Here is a 15,013-nt window from a genome sequence, read left to right on the forward strand (position 1 = left end):
TTACCAGCCGACGAGCCTGTCCAGCACCAGGTTTGTGGTGGAGAGGTAGTCGCCGTATCCGCCGCGGAAGAAGAGCAGCGGAGTCCTTTTCGATTCGACGCGAAGATGTCGGACGCGTCCGACGACCAGAAAGTGGTCCCCGATCTCGACGACTTTCTCCACTCCGCAGTCGACCCACGCGACGATCCCGTCCAGTACGGGATTTCCGAGCGGGGACGGTTTCCAGATCACGCCGTCGAAGCGGTCGGTCCCGGACGCCATCTGTCGGGACAGCCGTTCCTGGTTTCCCGCGAGCGCGTTGGCGCAGAAGCGCCCGGCGGCCCGGATCGCCGGGAGGGTCCTGGAGGAGCCGTCCACCAGGAAGGAGACCAGGGGCGGGTCCAGGGAGACGGACATGAAGGTCCCGACGACCAGTCCCTGGGGCCGCTCGTCGGCGTCCGTGGTGGTGATCGCGACCACGCTCGTCGGGAAGTGGCCCAGGACGCCCCGGAAGTACCGGCCGTTGATCGTGTCCATCCGCGGCCTCAGATGATGACGCGCATGGACTCGGGCAGCTCCAGGCCCATCTGGGCCAGGGAGTCGGCGTGGTACGCCGCGCCGGGGACGTGGATCATGTGCTGGAGCCCGACGTGCGCGTCCCGCCAGTACCGCTGGAGCGGGTTGCCGCGCCGGATCGCGTTGCCGCCGGACCGCGTGAAGATCTCGTCCAGTGCCTCGACGGCACGCCATGCGCACCGCACCTGGTTGCGGCGGACGCTAGCCCTGTCCGCGATGGTGATGGGCCTGCCGGACTCGACCTGGTCGTGGAGCCGGCTGATGCCGTCGATCAGCTGGACCCGGGAGGCGGCGATCTCGGCGGCCGCCTCTCCGCCGGCGTAGAGGACGTACGGATCGTCGCGCACCTGTATGCCGGTCACGGCGACCCGATCGCGCTGTTGGCTCAGGTGAAGGGCCAGGGCGCCCTCGCACATGCCGATGACCGCGGCGGTGATGCCGAGCGGGAACATCGCGCTGAACGGCAGCTTGTAGAGGGTCTCGGTCAGCCCGACGGCTTCGGCGGCCTGTCCCTCGGTGACCAACTCCTGGCGGATCGTGCGGTATTCGGGGATGAAGGCCTTGTCGACGACGACGTCCTTGCTGCCCGTGCCGGACAGTCCGACGACATCCCAGGAGTCGTCGACGAGTTCGTAGTCCGAGCGGGGCAGCACGACGTGCAGCACGCTGATCGGGCCCGCCGGCTTGCCCTTGCCGTCGCCGACGAGCGCGCCGAGGAAGTCCCAGGAACAGTGGTCGCTGCCCGAGGAGAACGGCCAGCGCCCGCTGAGCACGTATCCGCCGTCCACGGGGTCGGCAATGCCGTTCGGCATGTAGGGCGAGGCGATCCAGGTGTCCGGGTCGGCGTCCCACACCTCGTGCGCGAGCCGGGAGTCCAGCTGCGCCAGTTCCCAGGGGTGCACTCCGACGACTCCGCTCACCCAGCCGGCGGCTCCGTCATGGCGTGCGACCGCCATGACCGCTTCCGCGAAATCCCGGGGATGGGCGGCATGACCGCCGAATTCCTTGGGCTGCAGAAGCCTGATCACTCCTGCGGAACGGAGCAGTGCGACGGTCTTGTCGCTCAACTTGCCGATCTTCTCGTTCTCTTCGGCCAGCCCGGCCAGTTCGGGCCCGATCTCCTCGATACGACCGACAACTTCGTGCGCCACGCCGCACACCTCCTGCGTACCGGTGAATCACGTGCTTCACGTGTGCCGCGCTCGGCGGCGGGATGGCCTCATTGTGAATTCGGGATCACAGGAGCCGCTGTGGTCTTTCCGCTGACCGGGACAGAAATCACGGAGTGTACCGACCGCTAGGTCTACGTTACGAATCTCACCTCCCTCGGCGACAAGTCCGGCGCCGACCACGGCGTCCAGAACGAAGGCGTGTACTCGCCGGAGGCCTCCGCGCGAAGGGCGTCGACGGCCGTGTTCTCGAAGTCGCCCCTCCATTCGTACGTGATCGTCATCCCGTGAGCGTGGGACGCCCGCGCTAAGGCCTGCTCGGCACCAGGGACGCGTGGTTCGCCGCCACGTACCCGAACACCGCCGAGGCCGCGATGCTCGCCCCCGCGCCCAGGTACTTGCGGCCCATCACGGACGCGGTGCAGTTGCCGGTGGCGTAGAGGCCCTCGATCGGCTCGCCCTCGGTGTCCAGGACCCGGGCGTGCTCGTCGCAGAGGAGACCGCCGCTGGTGCCGATGTCTCCCGGGTACAGGGCGACCGCGTGGTACGGCGGCTCCGCGACCGGGCCCAGGCAGGGGTTCGGACGGTGGGTGATGTCGCCGTAGTACTGCTCGTGGTGGCCCTCGCCCCGGTGGAAGTCCTCGTCGACGCCCGCCTCGGCGAACCGGTTGAACCGCTCGACCGTCTTGAGGAGCCCGCCGGCGTCGATCCCGCACTGGCGTGCCAGGTCCTCCAGGGTGTCGGCCCGCTTCATCGCGCCGCCCTCGATCCACTCCGTGGGTGTCCGGCCGGGTGGGGACATCCCGAACGGGTAGTGGCTGCGGTGCCGTGAGTCGACGATCAGCCAGGAGGGGACCGCACCCCCGAACTCCCGCTCGTGGGCGTACATCCGCTGGCCGGCCTCCTGGTAGGCGACCGCCTCGTTGAAGTAGCGGCGCCCCTGTGCGTCGACCACGATCGCACCGGGTTTGCTGCGCTCGGACAGACACATCGCGGGCGTGCCGTCGGGCATGAGCCAGGAAGGCATCCACCAGGCCTCGTCCAGCAGGTCGGTCGCGGCTCCGTGGGCCATGGCGATCCGGATGGTCTCCCCGGTGTCGCCGGGGTTGGCCGAGGTCCACCGGGTGCCGGTCGGCCGTCCCCCCATGTACTCCTCGCGCATCGCCTTGTTGCGGGCGAACCCACCGGCGGCGAGCAGCACGCCCTCGCGTGCCCGCACCCGTATCTCCCGGCCGCCCTGGCGCAGTACGGCGCCGACGACCCGGCCGTCCCAGACGACCAGGTCAGTCAGCTCGGACTCCAGCCACACGTCGACGCCCTGCCGCAGCAGCGTCCGGAGCAGCCGGGCGGAGAGCGCGGCGCCGTTCGACACGAGCCGCTGCCCGCGGACCCGGCCGAGCGCGGTCCGCAGCGCCACCCGGGCCAGGACCGCCATTCCGATCCGTGTCCTCATGAGCATCATCGGGCCCGCCTCACCGGTGTAGACGGTGAGCCCGTTCGAGAAGCCGAGGCGGATCCGGTCCTGCCACGGCCCGAGTTCCTTCTTGTCGAAGGCCTTCGCCTCGATCGACCGGCCCCGCGCGGAACCGCCCTCGCAGCCCCGGACCCCGGAGTAATAGTCGCTGTAGCCCTCGCAGCGCCGGAACTCCAGGCCCTGGGACTCCAGGAACTCGACCATCTCGGCACCGGAGTTGACGTAGGCGAGCCTGCGGGCGTGGGAGGAGGCGGGACCGGCGTCGCCGACGACGGTGTCGAAGTACCGCAGTGCGGCGTGGACCGAGTCGGGGACGCCTTCGCGTCGCATCAGGGGGTTGTGGGGAAGCCACATCACCCCGCCCGACATGCAGGTCGACCCGCCGAACAGGTCGGACTTCTCGACCACGAGGACGTCCTTGCCGAGCGCGCGGGCACGGACCGCGCCCACGACTCCCGCGCCGCTGCCCACCACCAGGAAGTCGGTCGAGTGGTCCCATGCGGTCACGACCCGCCTCCTCCGCTGCTCGGTCACGACAGGTGGGATCCACCGTAGGTTCGGTGATCGAGCCGTGCGGACGTCCTCCCGCTGAGTGGAACGGTCAGGTCGCCGGCCAGGGCGCCAACCCCTCGGCCACTACGGCCATTTCGTCCTGGCCGCTCAGGGCTCGCGCGTCACAGGTGACTGCCAGAGCGCGACGATAGCGTCGACGAGGCCGCGCGCGGTGTCGTGCCAGGTCGACCGGGCGGTGCGGGTGCCGCCGACGAGGGCCCGCTCCCGCTCGACGGACATCTGCACGATCAAGTGCCGTGTCATGTCGGCGCGTTCGGCTCGCACCTCGTCGGGCAGTTCGGGCACACAGCGGTTCAGGCCGTCCTCCAGTGCCCTCAGCGACGGGGAGACGCCGTAGAACTCCTCCTCCGCGATCGGGTAGAGGGCGGGGTCGGCCGTGACCTGGGCGATGAAGCGGGCGTACCAGCTGGGGCAGCCCAGTTCGGCGAGATGAGCGGTGACGGGGCGTACCGAACAGTCCACCCAGTCCCGCAGTTCGGTGGAGTCGCCGATGTCCGCCAGCATGCCGACGCGGATGGCCTCGATCCGCTCGGCGTGGCTGCGGATCAGCGCCCGTACGACGTCGACCTTGGTGCCGAAGTGGTAGACGACGGCCGTGTTGTTGCCCTGTCCCGCGGCCTCGCTGATCTGACGGTTGCCGACCGCGTGCACCCCGTGCTCGGCGAACAGCCGTTCCGCCGCGGCCAGTAGGGCTTCCCGGGTCGCTCTGACCCGCTCGTCCCGTCGCGTGCCGCTTGCCATCGCCACCTCGTGCATCACCCCGTGGACCGCCGCGACCAGAACTTAAATCTTCTGATTGACTGCTGTCCAGTGGACACAGGAACCTCACCGTCCGACCGGCGCGGGCGTACCGGGGCCCCGGTACGGTGGTGGACATGGCGGGGAGAAGTGTCCGGGCCGAGCAGGTCAGAGCGACCCGGGAGCTGATCCGGACCACGGCGGAGCGGCTGTTCGCCGAGCGTGGCATCTACGCCGTGTCGAACCGCCGGATCAGCGAGGCCGCGGGACAGGGCAACACCGCCGTGGTCGGCTACCACTTCGGCACCAAGGCGGATCTGGTGCGCGCGATCGCCCGCCATCACACCGAGCGACTTGAGCACGTGGTCATACGGCAGCTGGCCGCGACCGGCGACTCCGCCGAACTCCGCGACTGGGTGGCCTGTCTGGTGCGGCCGACGGCGCGGTACCTGGCGGAGCTGGGCAGCCCCACATGGTTCGCGCGGTTCTGCGCACAGGTGATGGCCGACCCGGCGCTCCACGAGATCCTGGTCGCCGAGACCCTCAGCGCGCCGGTCTGGCGGCAGATCCTGGACGGCCTCCACCGCTGCCTGCCCGAGTTGCCGGCCGAGGTGCGCGCCGAGCGCACCACCATGACCCGGCAGGTGATCATCCAGATGTGCGCCGAGCGCGAGCGTGCCCTGGCCCTGGGCACCGCGACCCCGCGCCCCAGTTGGTCCGCCGCCGCCACCGGCATGGTCGACGCGATCGTCGGCGTGTGGACGGCACCTGTCACAGACGGTTCTTGACGTTCCGTCAGCCTTCTTCACAGGACCTGCCCCGCCCTCCGAAGAGATTTTGAATCAACCGATTGACTTAGCTTCGGAGCAGGAGTTCACTCGGAGGCGCGGTCGACGGAGCCGAGAGTGCCTGTCCGCCGCCGCTATCACCCCCCACGGTCGAGACCGAGGCTCCGCTGTGCCCACGGCGACGAGGAGCAGCCCCGTGAAAGTAACCGTCGAGCAGGACAGATGCGTCGCGGCCGGCCAGTGCGTGGCCATCGCGCCGGACGTGTTCGACCAGCGTGACGAGGACGGCGTGGTCGTCCTGCTGGCCGACGAGCCGGACCCCGGCACGGCCGACGACGTCCGGTACGCGGCCGCCGTCTGTCCCGCGCTGGCGATCCACATCAAGGAATGACGCCCCTCCAGGACGCCTCCCTCACGACACCCCCCATAACGACCCCTCAAGGATGTTCATGTCCGACGCAGTGACCCAGCCCCGGATCCCCGAGTGGCCGATGCCCCGGGCGGAGGGCTGTCCGTTCGATCCGCCCCCGGAGCTGCGGGCGCTCACCGCCGAGAAGCCCCTGGCCAGGGTGCGGATCTGGGACGGCAGCACGCCCTGGATCGTCACCGGCCATGCCGCCCAGCGGGCGTTGCTCGGCGATCCCCGGGTCAGCGTCGACGAGCGGCTGCCCGGATTCCCGCACTGGCACGAGGGCATGGCGGCCGCGGTGGACCACCGGCCGCGCTCCGTCTTCAACTCGGACGCCCCCGAACACACCCGCTACCGCCGGATCATGACGGGCCCCTTCACCTACAAACGGGTGGAGGCACTGCGCCCCGCCATCCAGAAGATCACCGATGATCTCATCGACGCGATGCTCGCCGGTCCCCAACCGGCCGACCTGGTCGAGGCGTTGGCGCTGCCGCTGCCCACGCTGACGATCAGCGAGCTGCTGGGGGTGCCGTACGAGGACCACGACTTCTTCCAGGAGAACGCCGCCCGCGGGATCGCCCACGACGTGTCCGCCGAGGAGAGCATGCGGACCTTCGGGGCGCTCAACGGGTATCTGGTCCAGCTGGTGGCCAAGAAGGCCACCGAACCCGCGGACGACGCGCTGTCCGACATAGCCGCCCGCGTCAACGACGGCGACCTCACCGTGCCCGAGGCGGCCATGATGGGCCTCGGTCTGCTCATCGCCGGGCACGAGACCAGTGCCAACATGATCGGCCTCGCCGTCCCCGCGCTGCTGGACAACCCCGGGCAGCTGGCCCTCCTGCGCGACACCGACGACCCCAAGGTGGTCGCGGGCGCCGTGGAGGAGCTGCTGCGTTACCTGGGCATCATCCATGGCGGCCAGCGCCGGATCGCCAAGGAGGACATCGAGATCGGCGGCGAGGTGATCCGCGCCGGCGAGGGCATCATCATCGAGCTGTTCAGCGCCAACCGGGACGCGGAGGTCTTCCCCGGGCCCGACCTGCTGGACCTCGGCCGCCCCAACGCCCGTCACCACAACGCTTTCGGCTTCGGCATCCACCAGTGCGTGGGCCAGCAACTCGCCCGCGTGGAACTTCAGGTGGTCTACGGCACGCTCTTCCGCCGCATCCCCACCCTGGCGCTGGCCGTACCCCGCGACGAGATCCGCTTCAAGCACGACCGGCTCGCCTACGGCGTGTACGAACTGCCGGTCACCTGGTGAGGGGAGCACGATGACCAAGATCGCTGTGGTCACCGGCGGGACCGGCGGCCTGGGACACGCCACCGTCGTAAGGCTCCTGGAGGACGGGGCCCGGGTCGTCGTCGCCGATGTCGACGCGGACGCGGGACGGTCGCTGGCCGAGGAGCTCGGCACGGACGTCCGTTTCCGGCGGACCGACGTGGCGGACCCGGAGCAGGTGCGGGAGCTTGTCGACTTCACCGTAAGCGAGTTCGGCGGACTGCACCTCATGGTCAACAACGCCGGAATCTCCGGGACCATGCACGCCGGCCTCCTGGACGAGGACTTCGCCGACTTCCACCGAGTGCTCTCCGTCAACCTGCTCGGCGTGATGGCGGGCACCCAGGCGGCGGCCCGGCACATGAAGGCGGGCGGGGGCGGCTCGATCGTCAACGTCAGTTCCGTCGGCGGCATCCAGGCCGGGCCCGGGGTGCTGTCGTACCGCGCCTCCAAGGCGGCGGTCATCCACTTCACGAAGTGCGCGGCGATGGATCTCGCCGAGTACGGCGTCCGCGTCAACTGCGTTGCCCCGGGCGGCATTCCGACGGGACTGGTGGCCTCCGCGACCGGCGACGACGAGATGACCCGCCGCATCCGCGCTCACATGGAGGCCGTTCAGCCGTTGCGACGACTCGGCACCGCCCGGGACGTCGCGGAAGCCGTCGCCTACCTGGGCGGCGACCACGCGCTGCATGTCACCGGAACCGTGCTGACGGTCGACGGCGGAACCACCGCGGGCCTCAAACCGATGCGGCCCGCCTGAACCCTTCGACGGAGGACAAAGATGTCCAGCCAGGCAGACCCCCTCTACCCGCCCGAAGGACTGGGCGCCCCGAAGGACCGGCGGGGCCACACCGGCAGTGAACTGAACCTTCCGCCGGGCACCGAGATCTTCTCCGCCGACAACCACGTCTCGCTGGCGGAGGACATCTTCCACGACAGGTTCCCCGAGCGGCTCAAGGACCAGGCCCCGCGCGTGTGGTACGAGGACGGCGCCTACGAACTGGGCATGGGCGGACAGTCGTTCCTGCCCAAGGAGTTCAGCAGCGTGCTCATGCAGTACGACCCGCTGACCGGATCGGGCTCGAACAACCTCGAAGGACGGCTCGCGGAACTCGGCTCGGACGGCATCGAGAAGGAACTCGCCTTCCCCAACGCCCTGTTGGCGATGTTCTTCTATCCGGACCCGGAGGTCCGCGAGCTCACCTTCCGCATCTACAACGAGTACATCGCAGGCCTCCAGGAACGCTCGAACGGCCGCTTCTACGGCGTGGGACTCATCAACTGGTGGGACGGCGAGGGCGCGCGCAGGACCCTGGAGGAGCTGAAGGGCCTCGGCCTCAAGACCTTCCTGATGCCGCTCAACCCCGGCTCCGACCTGGAGGGCAACCCGGTCGACTACGCGAGCACCTCCATGATCCCCGTCTGGGAGGCGATCGAGGAGTCGGGGCTGCCGGTCTCGCACCACATCGGCGAGAGCACCCTCAAGGCACCCTGCGAGTCCAACGCGATCGCCGTCGGCATGGTCGTCAACGTGTCGCCGTTCCGCGAGGTGTGGGCCAAGTACATCTTCGGCGGCATCCTCGACCGTCACCCAGGGCTGCGCGTCGGATGGTTCGAGGGCGGCGCCAACTGGGTGCCCTCCGCCCTCCAGGACGCGAAACACATCCATGCCTCTTACCGGCACATGCTCGACCGGCCCCTGGAGCACGACGTCCAGCACTACTGGGACCACCACATGTACGCGTCCTTCATGGTCGACCCACTCGGCCTGAAGCTCCTGGGGGACATCGGCGTGGACCGGGTCATGTGGTCCGCCGACTACCCGCACAACGAGAGCACGTTCGGCTACTCCGAGAAGTCGATCGGCCTGGTCGTGGACGCCGTGGGACCCGAGAAGGCGGCGCGGATCGTCGGCGGGAACATCAAAGAGTACCTCGGCCTGTGAGGCCCTTTGGGGGCCATTGGGGGCCCTTGGGGCCCATGACCTCGTAACGGAGGCGGCGATGACCGTCATCGACATCCCGGCCGAGCCCGACCTGAACCGGATGAGCCGCGAACGCGGCACACGACTGCGGACGGCCATGGCGGATCAGGGCGTCGACGCCCTGATCCTGCTCGGCAACAGCGCGGTGAGCTACGCGACCGGGGCGAGCTGGCCGCTCGGCGACTCCGGTCTGGCCCACGTCGACCGTCCCGTCGCCGTGGTCGTCGCGGACGACCCGTGGCCGCACCTGTTCATGCCGTTCCGCGAAGGCACCCCGGCCGAGCCCTCCCTGCCCGCCGACCATCACCACCCGCCGGTCTACCTGGAGTACGACGAGGGCGTACGGAACTTCGCCGCCGTACTCGCCGATCTGGTGCCCGCAGGGGCTCGCGTGGCGGTCGACGAGCTGACCGGGGCGATGCGCCGGGCGCAGAAGACGCTGTTCCCGGGCGGCGCTCCCGGCGACGCCTCGATGGTCCTGGCCGTCGCCAAGCTGATCAAGACCCCCGACGAACTCGCCTGTGTCCGCCATGCCCTGCGCATCACCGAGCGGGCCATGGCCGGCGTCGAGGAGTCGCTGGCCCCGGGAATCCGGCAGATCGACCTGTCGGCGGGCTTCGTACGGCAGGCCTACGAACAAGGCGCACAGGCCAATGTCCTCGACCCCATCTGGCAGGTGATGCCGGACTCCAGGGCGGCCGGGGTGTGGACCACCCACGGCGACCTGGCCCTTCCGCTGCTGACGACCGAGCGGGAGCTGGCCAGGGGCGATGTGCTGTGGACCGATGTGAGCATCAGTTACGCCGGGTACTGCTCGGACTTCGGCCGCACCTGGGTCGTAGGGCAGGATCCGGACCCGCGTCAGCGGGCGCAGTTCAGGAAGTGGTGGGAGATCCACTCCGCGGTGAAGGACGTACTGCGGGCGGGCGCCACCGCCTCCGATCTGACCAGGGCCGCGATCGCCGCGAACGGCGGCGCCAAGCCCTGGCTCCCCCACTTCTACCTGGCCCACGGCATGGGCGTGGACCCGGCCGAGATGCCGTTCGTCGGCACCGACCTGGGCGAGGAGTTCGACGAGGGGCAGGTGCTGCGGGCCGGCATGGTGCTCGTCCTCGAACCGGTCGTCTGGGAGGACGGCACCGGCGGCTACCGCAGCGAGGAGGTTCTCGTGATCGAGGAAGAGGGCTGGACAGCCCTGACCGACTATCCCTACTCCCCCTATGGCTCCCCCGATGGCGACTGAGGTCCTGCCGGACGACCGTGCTCTGCGCGTCGGGCGGCGGGAGCGTGCGCTGGCACACATGGACGCCCACGACCTCGACGTCCTCGTCCTCGGGCGCGAGGCCAACGTCCGGTATGTCACCGGAACCCGCGGTCTGTGGACCGCGGGCACCCGCCCCTTCGCCCCGGCCGCCGTGGTGGTCCGCGCCACCGGTGCCATCCACGCCCTCATGACCTGGGACGAGGGCCTCCCCGACGACATCCCCCGCGAACACCTCTACGGCCTGACGTGGAACCCCATGAACTGGGTGACCGCACTCCAGGGCATCGAGGGCACGGCCACCGCCCGCCGGGTCGGCACCGACGCCATCTCCCCGCTCTTCGCCCAACTCCTGCCCATGGCCTGCCCGCAGGCCGAACTGGTCGACGGCGAACCGGCCATGCGGGCAGCCCGCCGGGTCAAGACCGCCGAGGAGATCGCGGCCCTCCGCGAGTCCCTGAAGGTGGCCGAGGCCAGTCTGGCCAAGGCGGTCGCCGAGCTGCGGCCGGGCGTCCGCGAACGGCACCTGTCCGGCGTTCTGCTGGAGGCCGCGGCCGCCGGTGGCGTGAGCACACCGTCGACGCAGGAGGTGGCCTGGGTGACCTCCCGCGACCACCCGTGGCGCAAGGTCGACCGGGACGGCCGGGTCGGCCCCGGCGACCTCGTCGCCCTCACCTCGGGCGTGGTCGCCGGCGGCTACATCGGCGAGGTCGGCCGCACCTGGCCGGCCGACGGCGAGGGCAGCCGCAACAGCCGCGTTCTGTACGGGCGTTGGGAACGGCTCTGGAGCCTGCTGTACGACGCCTGCCGCCCTGGTGCGCCGGCCAGTGACCTTCTCGCCGCCTACGACACGGCCGGTGAGCCGCTGCCTCCGATGCCGGTCGCCCGGGGTCTGGGCCTGGGCTTCGACCCGCCCGTGGTGGCCGCCGGGCTGCCGGGCACCGCGGCCGAGGAGCGCCTCGAACCCGGGATGGTGCTGGCGGTGACGGGTTACGTCTGGCAGGAGGGCGTGGGAGCCGTCCTGGGCCGGGAGGCCGTGCTCATCACCTCCGACGGTGCCGAGCTGCTCACGTCGAGTCCCCACTGGAGGCCCTGACCATGGCTGACGACAACCGTCCTTCCGCGGAGGAGATCATCCGCTACGAGAAGGACCCCGCGACGAGGATCGCCACGCTCACCCTCGACCGGCCCGACGCCCTCAACGCCCCCACCGCGGCGGCCCGTTCGCGCTTCGCCACCCTGCTGCACCGGGCCAACGTCGACGACGAGGTGAAGGTCCTGGTGATCCGGGGCGTCGGCGACGACCTCGGGTCGGGCGCCGACATCGCGGAGACGATGGAGATGCACGCGGCGCCCACCGCGGGACCGCTCCTCGCGGAACAGGGCATCGGCGGGGACGAGGACGTCCGCTATCCCCCGAAGGGTTCCTACCGCTACGGCGGCACACCTTCCCAGTGGTACGCACACCCGGAGGGCGGCTGCCGCAGCCTCCAGGACTTCAAGAAGATCAGCATCCTGGAGGTCAAGGGCTACTGCTACGGCTGGCACTTCTACCAGGCCGCCGACGCCGATCTCGTGATCTCCTCGGACGACGCGCTCTTCGGCCACCCGTCCTTCCGCTACATCGGCTGGGCACCCCGGATGTGGACCTGGGCGCAGACCATGGGCCTGCGGAAGTTCCAGGAGATGGTCTTCACGGGCAGGCCGTTCACCGCCCAGGAGATGTTCGCCTGCAACTTCCTCAACAGCGTCGTCCCCCGGGACCGGTTGGAGGCGGAGGTGCAGAAGTACGCGCTGGCCTGCGCCCGCAACCGGCCCACCGACACGGTGTTCATGCAGAAGGTGTTCTTCGAGATCTTCAAGCAGCACCAGGGCGAGTACATGGGCTCCCTGCTCACCGGGCTCTTCGAGTCGATCGGCGGCATCGCCCGCGCCGACGGCGACGACCTGATGCTCGACGAGGACACCGTCGACGGGGGCGTCGCCAACGCGGTCCGCGGCAACGACGGCAGGTTCCCGCCGGACTTCAGGCTCAGCAAGTCGGGGCGGGAGGACGCCGTATGACCACGGCCGAGCCGCCGCTGACCGGCTGTCTCGTCGTCGACCTGTCCACGGGCATCGCCGGCGCCTACTGCACGAAGATCCTCGCCGACGGCGGTGCGGAGGTCGTCAAGGTCGAGCCCCCGGAAGGCGACCCGCTACGGCGGTGGACGGCGTCCGGCGCCGATCTCGGACCCGGCCATGACGGGGCCCTGTTCAGCTTTCTGGCCTGCTCGAAGAAGAGCGTCGTAAGGGAACCGGCTCTGGTGCGTGGGCTGTTGGAGTCGGCGGACGTGGCGGTGTGGTCACCGGGTTCGCCCTTGTCTCCTCAGGAGATCCACCGCGCCCACCCCCACCTGGTCGTCACGTCGATCACGCCCTTCGGGTTGGAAGGGCCCTGGAAGGACCGCCCGGCCACCGAGTTCACCCTGCAGGCCTGGTCCGGCGGGATCATCGGGCTCGGGCGGGGCGCGCCGGACCGGGCGCCGGTGTGCGTGGGCGGGCAGGTCGGCGACTGGGCGTCGGGGGCGTTCGCGGCGGCCGCGACCATGGTGTCCCGGATGCGCGGAGGCGGCGAACTGGTCGACCTGTCCATGCTCGAAGCGCACATCCTCGCCCTGACCTATCACCCGGTCACCTTCTGGGACATGCTCGACCGGCCGTGGCAGCGGACCCGCAGACTGAACGTGCCGGGCGTGGCCGCGGCGAAGGACGGGCTCGTCGCGCTCGGCTGCGCGACGGCCCAACAGTTCTTCGACCTGTGTGCGATGGTCGGCCACCCGGAGTGGATCGACGAGGAGAACCCCTTCTCGATCATCGCGCGGGCAGGCGAGGTGGCCCCGGTGATCCAGGAGTGGATCGCGGGCCGCACGATGGCCGAGATCCGCGAGCTGGCCACCGCCTTCCGCATCCCCAACTCCCCTGTGGTCAACGGCTCCAACGCCGCAGCCATGGACCACTTCGAAGCACGCGGCACTTTCGTGCGCAACCCGCGCGACGGCTTCCTGCAGCCCGGTCCGCCCTATCGCCTGGGGTCGGCGCGACTACGGCCGCCCGGACCCGCCCCGCGGCTCGGTGAGCACACGGAAAGCAGCCGTACGACACCAAAAGTCGCTGATCAGGGCCTCTCTTTCAGCGGCCTGCGGGTCCTCGACATGACCGCCTTCTGGGCCGGCCCCTCCTGCACCCATGTCCTCGGGATGCTCGGCGCCGAGGTGATCCACCTGGAGTCCACGGCGCGGCCCGACGGCACCCGGCTGATCGCGGGTGTGCCGCCGAGCGTGGACCAGTGGTGGGAGCGGTCCCCGATCTTCGCGGGCCTCAACACCGGCAAGAAGAGCCTGACTCTGAACATCCAGAGCGAGCGCGGCCGTGAGGTGCTGCGCGAGCTGATCGCGACCTGCGACGTGATCGTCGAGAACTACACCCCGCGGGTGCTGGACCAACTCGGCCTGGACTACGAGGCGGTACGGCGGATCCGTCCCGACGCCATCGTGGTCCGCATGCCCGGCTTCGGCCTCGACGGGCCCTGGCGCGACAACGCCGCCTTCGCCTTCGTCATCGAGGACGCGGCGGGTCTGACCTGGCTCACCGGGCATCCCGACCAGAATCCGGTCGAGCCCTACTCGATCGGCGACCCCAACGCGGGCGTCCACGCGCTGAACGGCCTGCTGCTGGCCCTGGAACACCGTCGCCGAACCGGTGAGGGAACCCTGGTGGAGGCCGCCATGGTCGACGCGGCCCTCAACGTGGCGGCGGAGCAGGTCATCGAGTACTCGGCGTACGGCGCTCTGCTGGAGCGGGCCGGTAACCGGGGTCCGGCCGCGGCCCCGCAGAACCTCTATCTCACCGCCGACCTCGACGAGTTCGGAGCGCGGGACTCCTGGGTCGCGATCGCCGTGGCCACGGATCAGCAGTGGGAGGCGCTGCGGGCGACCCTCGGCCGGCCCGAATGGCCTCTCGGTCCCGACTGGCGCCGCGCGCACCAGGACGACATCGACGAACACCTCTCCGCGTGGTGCGGCGAGCGCGGCGCGGACGAGATCGTCGGCAGTCTCTGGTCCGCCGGGGTCCCCGTGGGCAAGGTCCTCCAGCCGCACCGCCAGGCCGAGTTGGAGCAACTGCGGTCACGCGGCTTCTTCGAGGAGGTGGACCACCCTGTCAACGGCCCGGCTCGGTACAGCACTTGGCCGGTACGGCTCTCCCGGGGCCCGGACCGCCACCACGTACGCCCGGCCCCGCTGCTCGGCGAGCACAATCATGAGCTGTTGTCCCAACTGGGGCTTACGGAACAGGAGATCGCCGCGCTGGAATCCGAGGGAGTCATCGGCCGGGCACCGGCCCGGTAGAGGAGTCGCCATGAAACCGAGGATCGGAATGATGCTCGCCAGCACAGTGGACAGCACGAGTGTCGTGGTCGTCCGCTGGTCGGCAGGCGATCAGCAGGTGACCTGCGGAGGCTCACCGATGGTCGATGCCGCTCAGCTGGAGGTCACGCCTCAAGGGCCGACCACCACGGGGCAGTCGGACGGAACGCTGCTGGGCAAGCGGTACGCCACCGAGGACGACACGGTCGAGCTGCTGTGCACCAGGCCCGGTGCGGGCACGCTCGCGGTGGGCGGAGTCCCGCTGGTCGTGAAGAGCGCCAAGCCGCTGCCTGCCTCCGACTGACGGGGCCCACGGCCGGCTGGACTGGGGACGTGTGCCGCGCTCATGGCGCCCGAGGAACGCCGCT

The 15,013-nt window shown here is 70.0% G+C and carries 15 protein-coding genes; 10 read left to right on the top strand and 5 right to left on the bottom strand.

Going from position 1 to position 15,013, the window contains the following annotated elements:
• The 5 genes from ACI2L1_RS09650 to ACI2L1_RS09670 form a co-directional block, all read right to left on the bottom strand.
• Positions 1–516, bottom strand: coding sequence for a flavin reductase family protein (locus ACI2L1_RS09650; RefSeq protein WP_404738762.1), 516 nt, complete (start codon positions 514–516; stop codon positions 1–3).
• Between the two features lie 8 nt (positions 517–524).
• Complete coding sequence (locus ACI2L1_RS09655) at positions 525–1,706, bottom strand: hydroxylase (RefSeq protein ID WP_404738763.1); 1,182 nt, start codon at positions 1,704–1,706, stop codon at positions 525–527.
• Positions 1,707–1,858: 152 nt separating this feature from the next.
• Entirely contained in the window at positions 1,859–2,008 is a 150-nt protein-coding gene (locus ACI2L1_RS09660) for a hypothetical protein (protein WP_404738764.1), read from the bottom strand.
• A gap of 23 nt (positions 2,009–2,031) precedes the next feature.
• The gene (locus ACI2L1_RS09665) at positions 2,032–3,705 is read right to left on the bottom strand and encodes an FAD-dependent oxidoreductase (RefSeq protein WP_404738765.1); all 1,674 of its coding nucleotides are present in this window, start codon (positions 3,703–3,705) and stop codon (positions 2,032–2,034) included.
• 153 nt (positions 3,706–3,858) lie between these two features.
• Positions 3,859–4,512 carry a TetR family transcriptional regulator gene (locus ACI2L1_RS09670; protein ID WP_404738766.1) on the bottom strand — a complete coding sequence of 218 codons (654 nt, stop codon included), beginning with the start codon at positions 4,510–4,512 and terminating at the stop codon, positions 3,859–3,861.
• Positions 4,513–4,646: 134 nt separating this feature from the next.
• On the opposite strand from ACI2L1_RS09670, the gene ACI2L1_RS09675 reads away from it, so the two are divergent.
• The 10 genes from ACI2L1_RS09675 to ACI2L1_RS09720 all read left to right on the top strand — a co-directional run bounded on the left by ACI2L1_RS09675 (position 4,647) and on the right by ACI2L1_RS09720 (position 14,949).
• Complete coding sequence (locus ACI2L1_RS09675; RefSeq protein WP_404738767.1) at positions 4,647–5,297, top strand: TetR family transcriptional regulator; 651 nt, start codon at positions 4,647–4,649, stop codon at positions 5,295–5,297.
• Between the two features lie 196 nt (positions 5,298–5,493).
• The gene (locus ACI2L1_RS09680) at positions 5,494–5,688 is read left to right on the top strand and encodes a ferredoxin (protein WP_404738768.1); all 195 of its coding nucleotides are present in this window, start codon (positions 5,494–5,496) and stop codon (positions 5,686–5,688) included.
• A gap of 58 nt (positions 5,689–5,746) precedes the next feature.
• Positions 5,747–6,973: a cytochrome P450 gene (locus ACI2L1_RS09685; protein WP_404738769.1), complete on the top strand. Its 1,227-nt coding sequence runs from the start codon at positions 5,747–5,749 to the stop codon at positions 6,971–6,973.
• Between the two features lie 10 nt (positions 6,974–6,983).
• The gene (locus ACI2L1_RS09690) at positions 6,984–7,754 is read left to right on the top strand and encodes an SDR family NAD(P)-dependent oxidoreductase (protein WP_404738770.1); all 771 of its coding nucleotides are present in this window, start codon (positions 6,984–6,986) and stop codon (positions 7,752–7,754) included.
• Positions 7,755–7,775: 21 nt separating this feature from the next.
• Positions 7,776–8,939 (top strand): amidohydrolase family protein, encoded by a 1,164-nt coding sequence (locus tag ACI2L1_RS09695; RefSeq protein WP_404738771.1) that lies wholly within the window; start codon positions 7,776–7,778, stop codon positions 8,937–8,939.
• 58 nt (positions 8,940–8,997) lie between these two features.
• Complete coding sequence (locus ACI2L1_RS09700) at positions 8,998–10,221, top strand: M24 family metallopeptidase (protein ID WP_404738772.1); 1,224 nt, start codon at positions 8,998–9,000, stop codon at positions 10,219–10,221.
• Positions 10,211–11,335 carry a M24 family metallopeptidase gene (locus tag ACI2L1_RS09705; protein ID WP_404738773.1) on the top strand — a complete coding sequence of 375 codons (1,125 nt, stop codon included), beginning with the start codon at positions 10,211–10,213 and terminating at the stop codon, positions 11,333–11,335. Before ACI2L1_RS09700 ends, ACI2L1_RS09705 begins: the two co-directional genes overlap by 11 nt.
• Positions 11,336–11,337: 2 nt before the next feature.
• Positions 11,338–12,303 (top strand): enoyl-CoA hydratase/isomerase family protein, encoded by a 966-nt coding sequence (locus tag ACI2L1_RS09710; RefSeq protein ID WP_404738774.1) that lies wholly within the window; start codon positions 11,338–11,340, stop codon positions 12,301–12,303.
• A complete protein-coding gene (locus tag ACI2L1_RS09715; protein WP_404738775.1) occupies positions 12,300–14,627 on the top strand; it encodes a CaiB/BaiF CoA transferase family protein in 2,328 nt (775 codons plus the stop codon). The genes ACI2L1_RS09710 and ACI2L1_RS09715 overlap by 4 nt, the downstream gene beginning before the upstream one ends.
• 10 nt (positions 14,628–14,637) lie before the next feature.
• A complete protein-coding gene (locus ACI2L1_RS09720; protein ID WP_404738776.1) occupies positions 14,638–14,949 on the top strand; it encodes a hypothetical protein in 312 nt (103 codons plus the stop codon).
• Positions 14,950–15,013 lie beyond the last annotated feature (64 nt).

The sequence above is a fragment of the Streptomyces sp. NPDC019531 genome (genome assembly GCF_044903305.1).
In the GTDB taxonomy this organism is placed as follows: domain Bacteria; phylum Actinomycetota; class Actinomycetes; order Streptomycetales; family Streptomycetaceae; genus Streptomyces.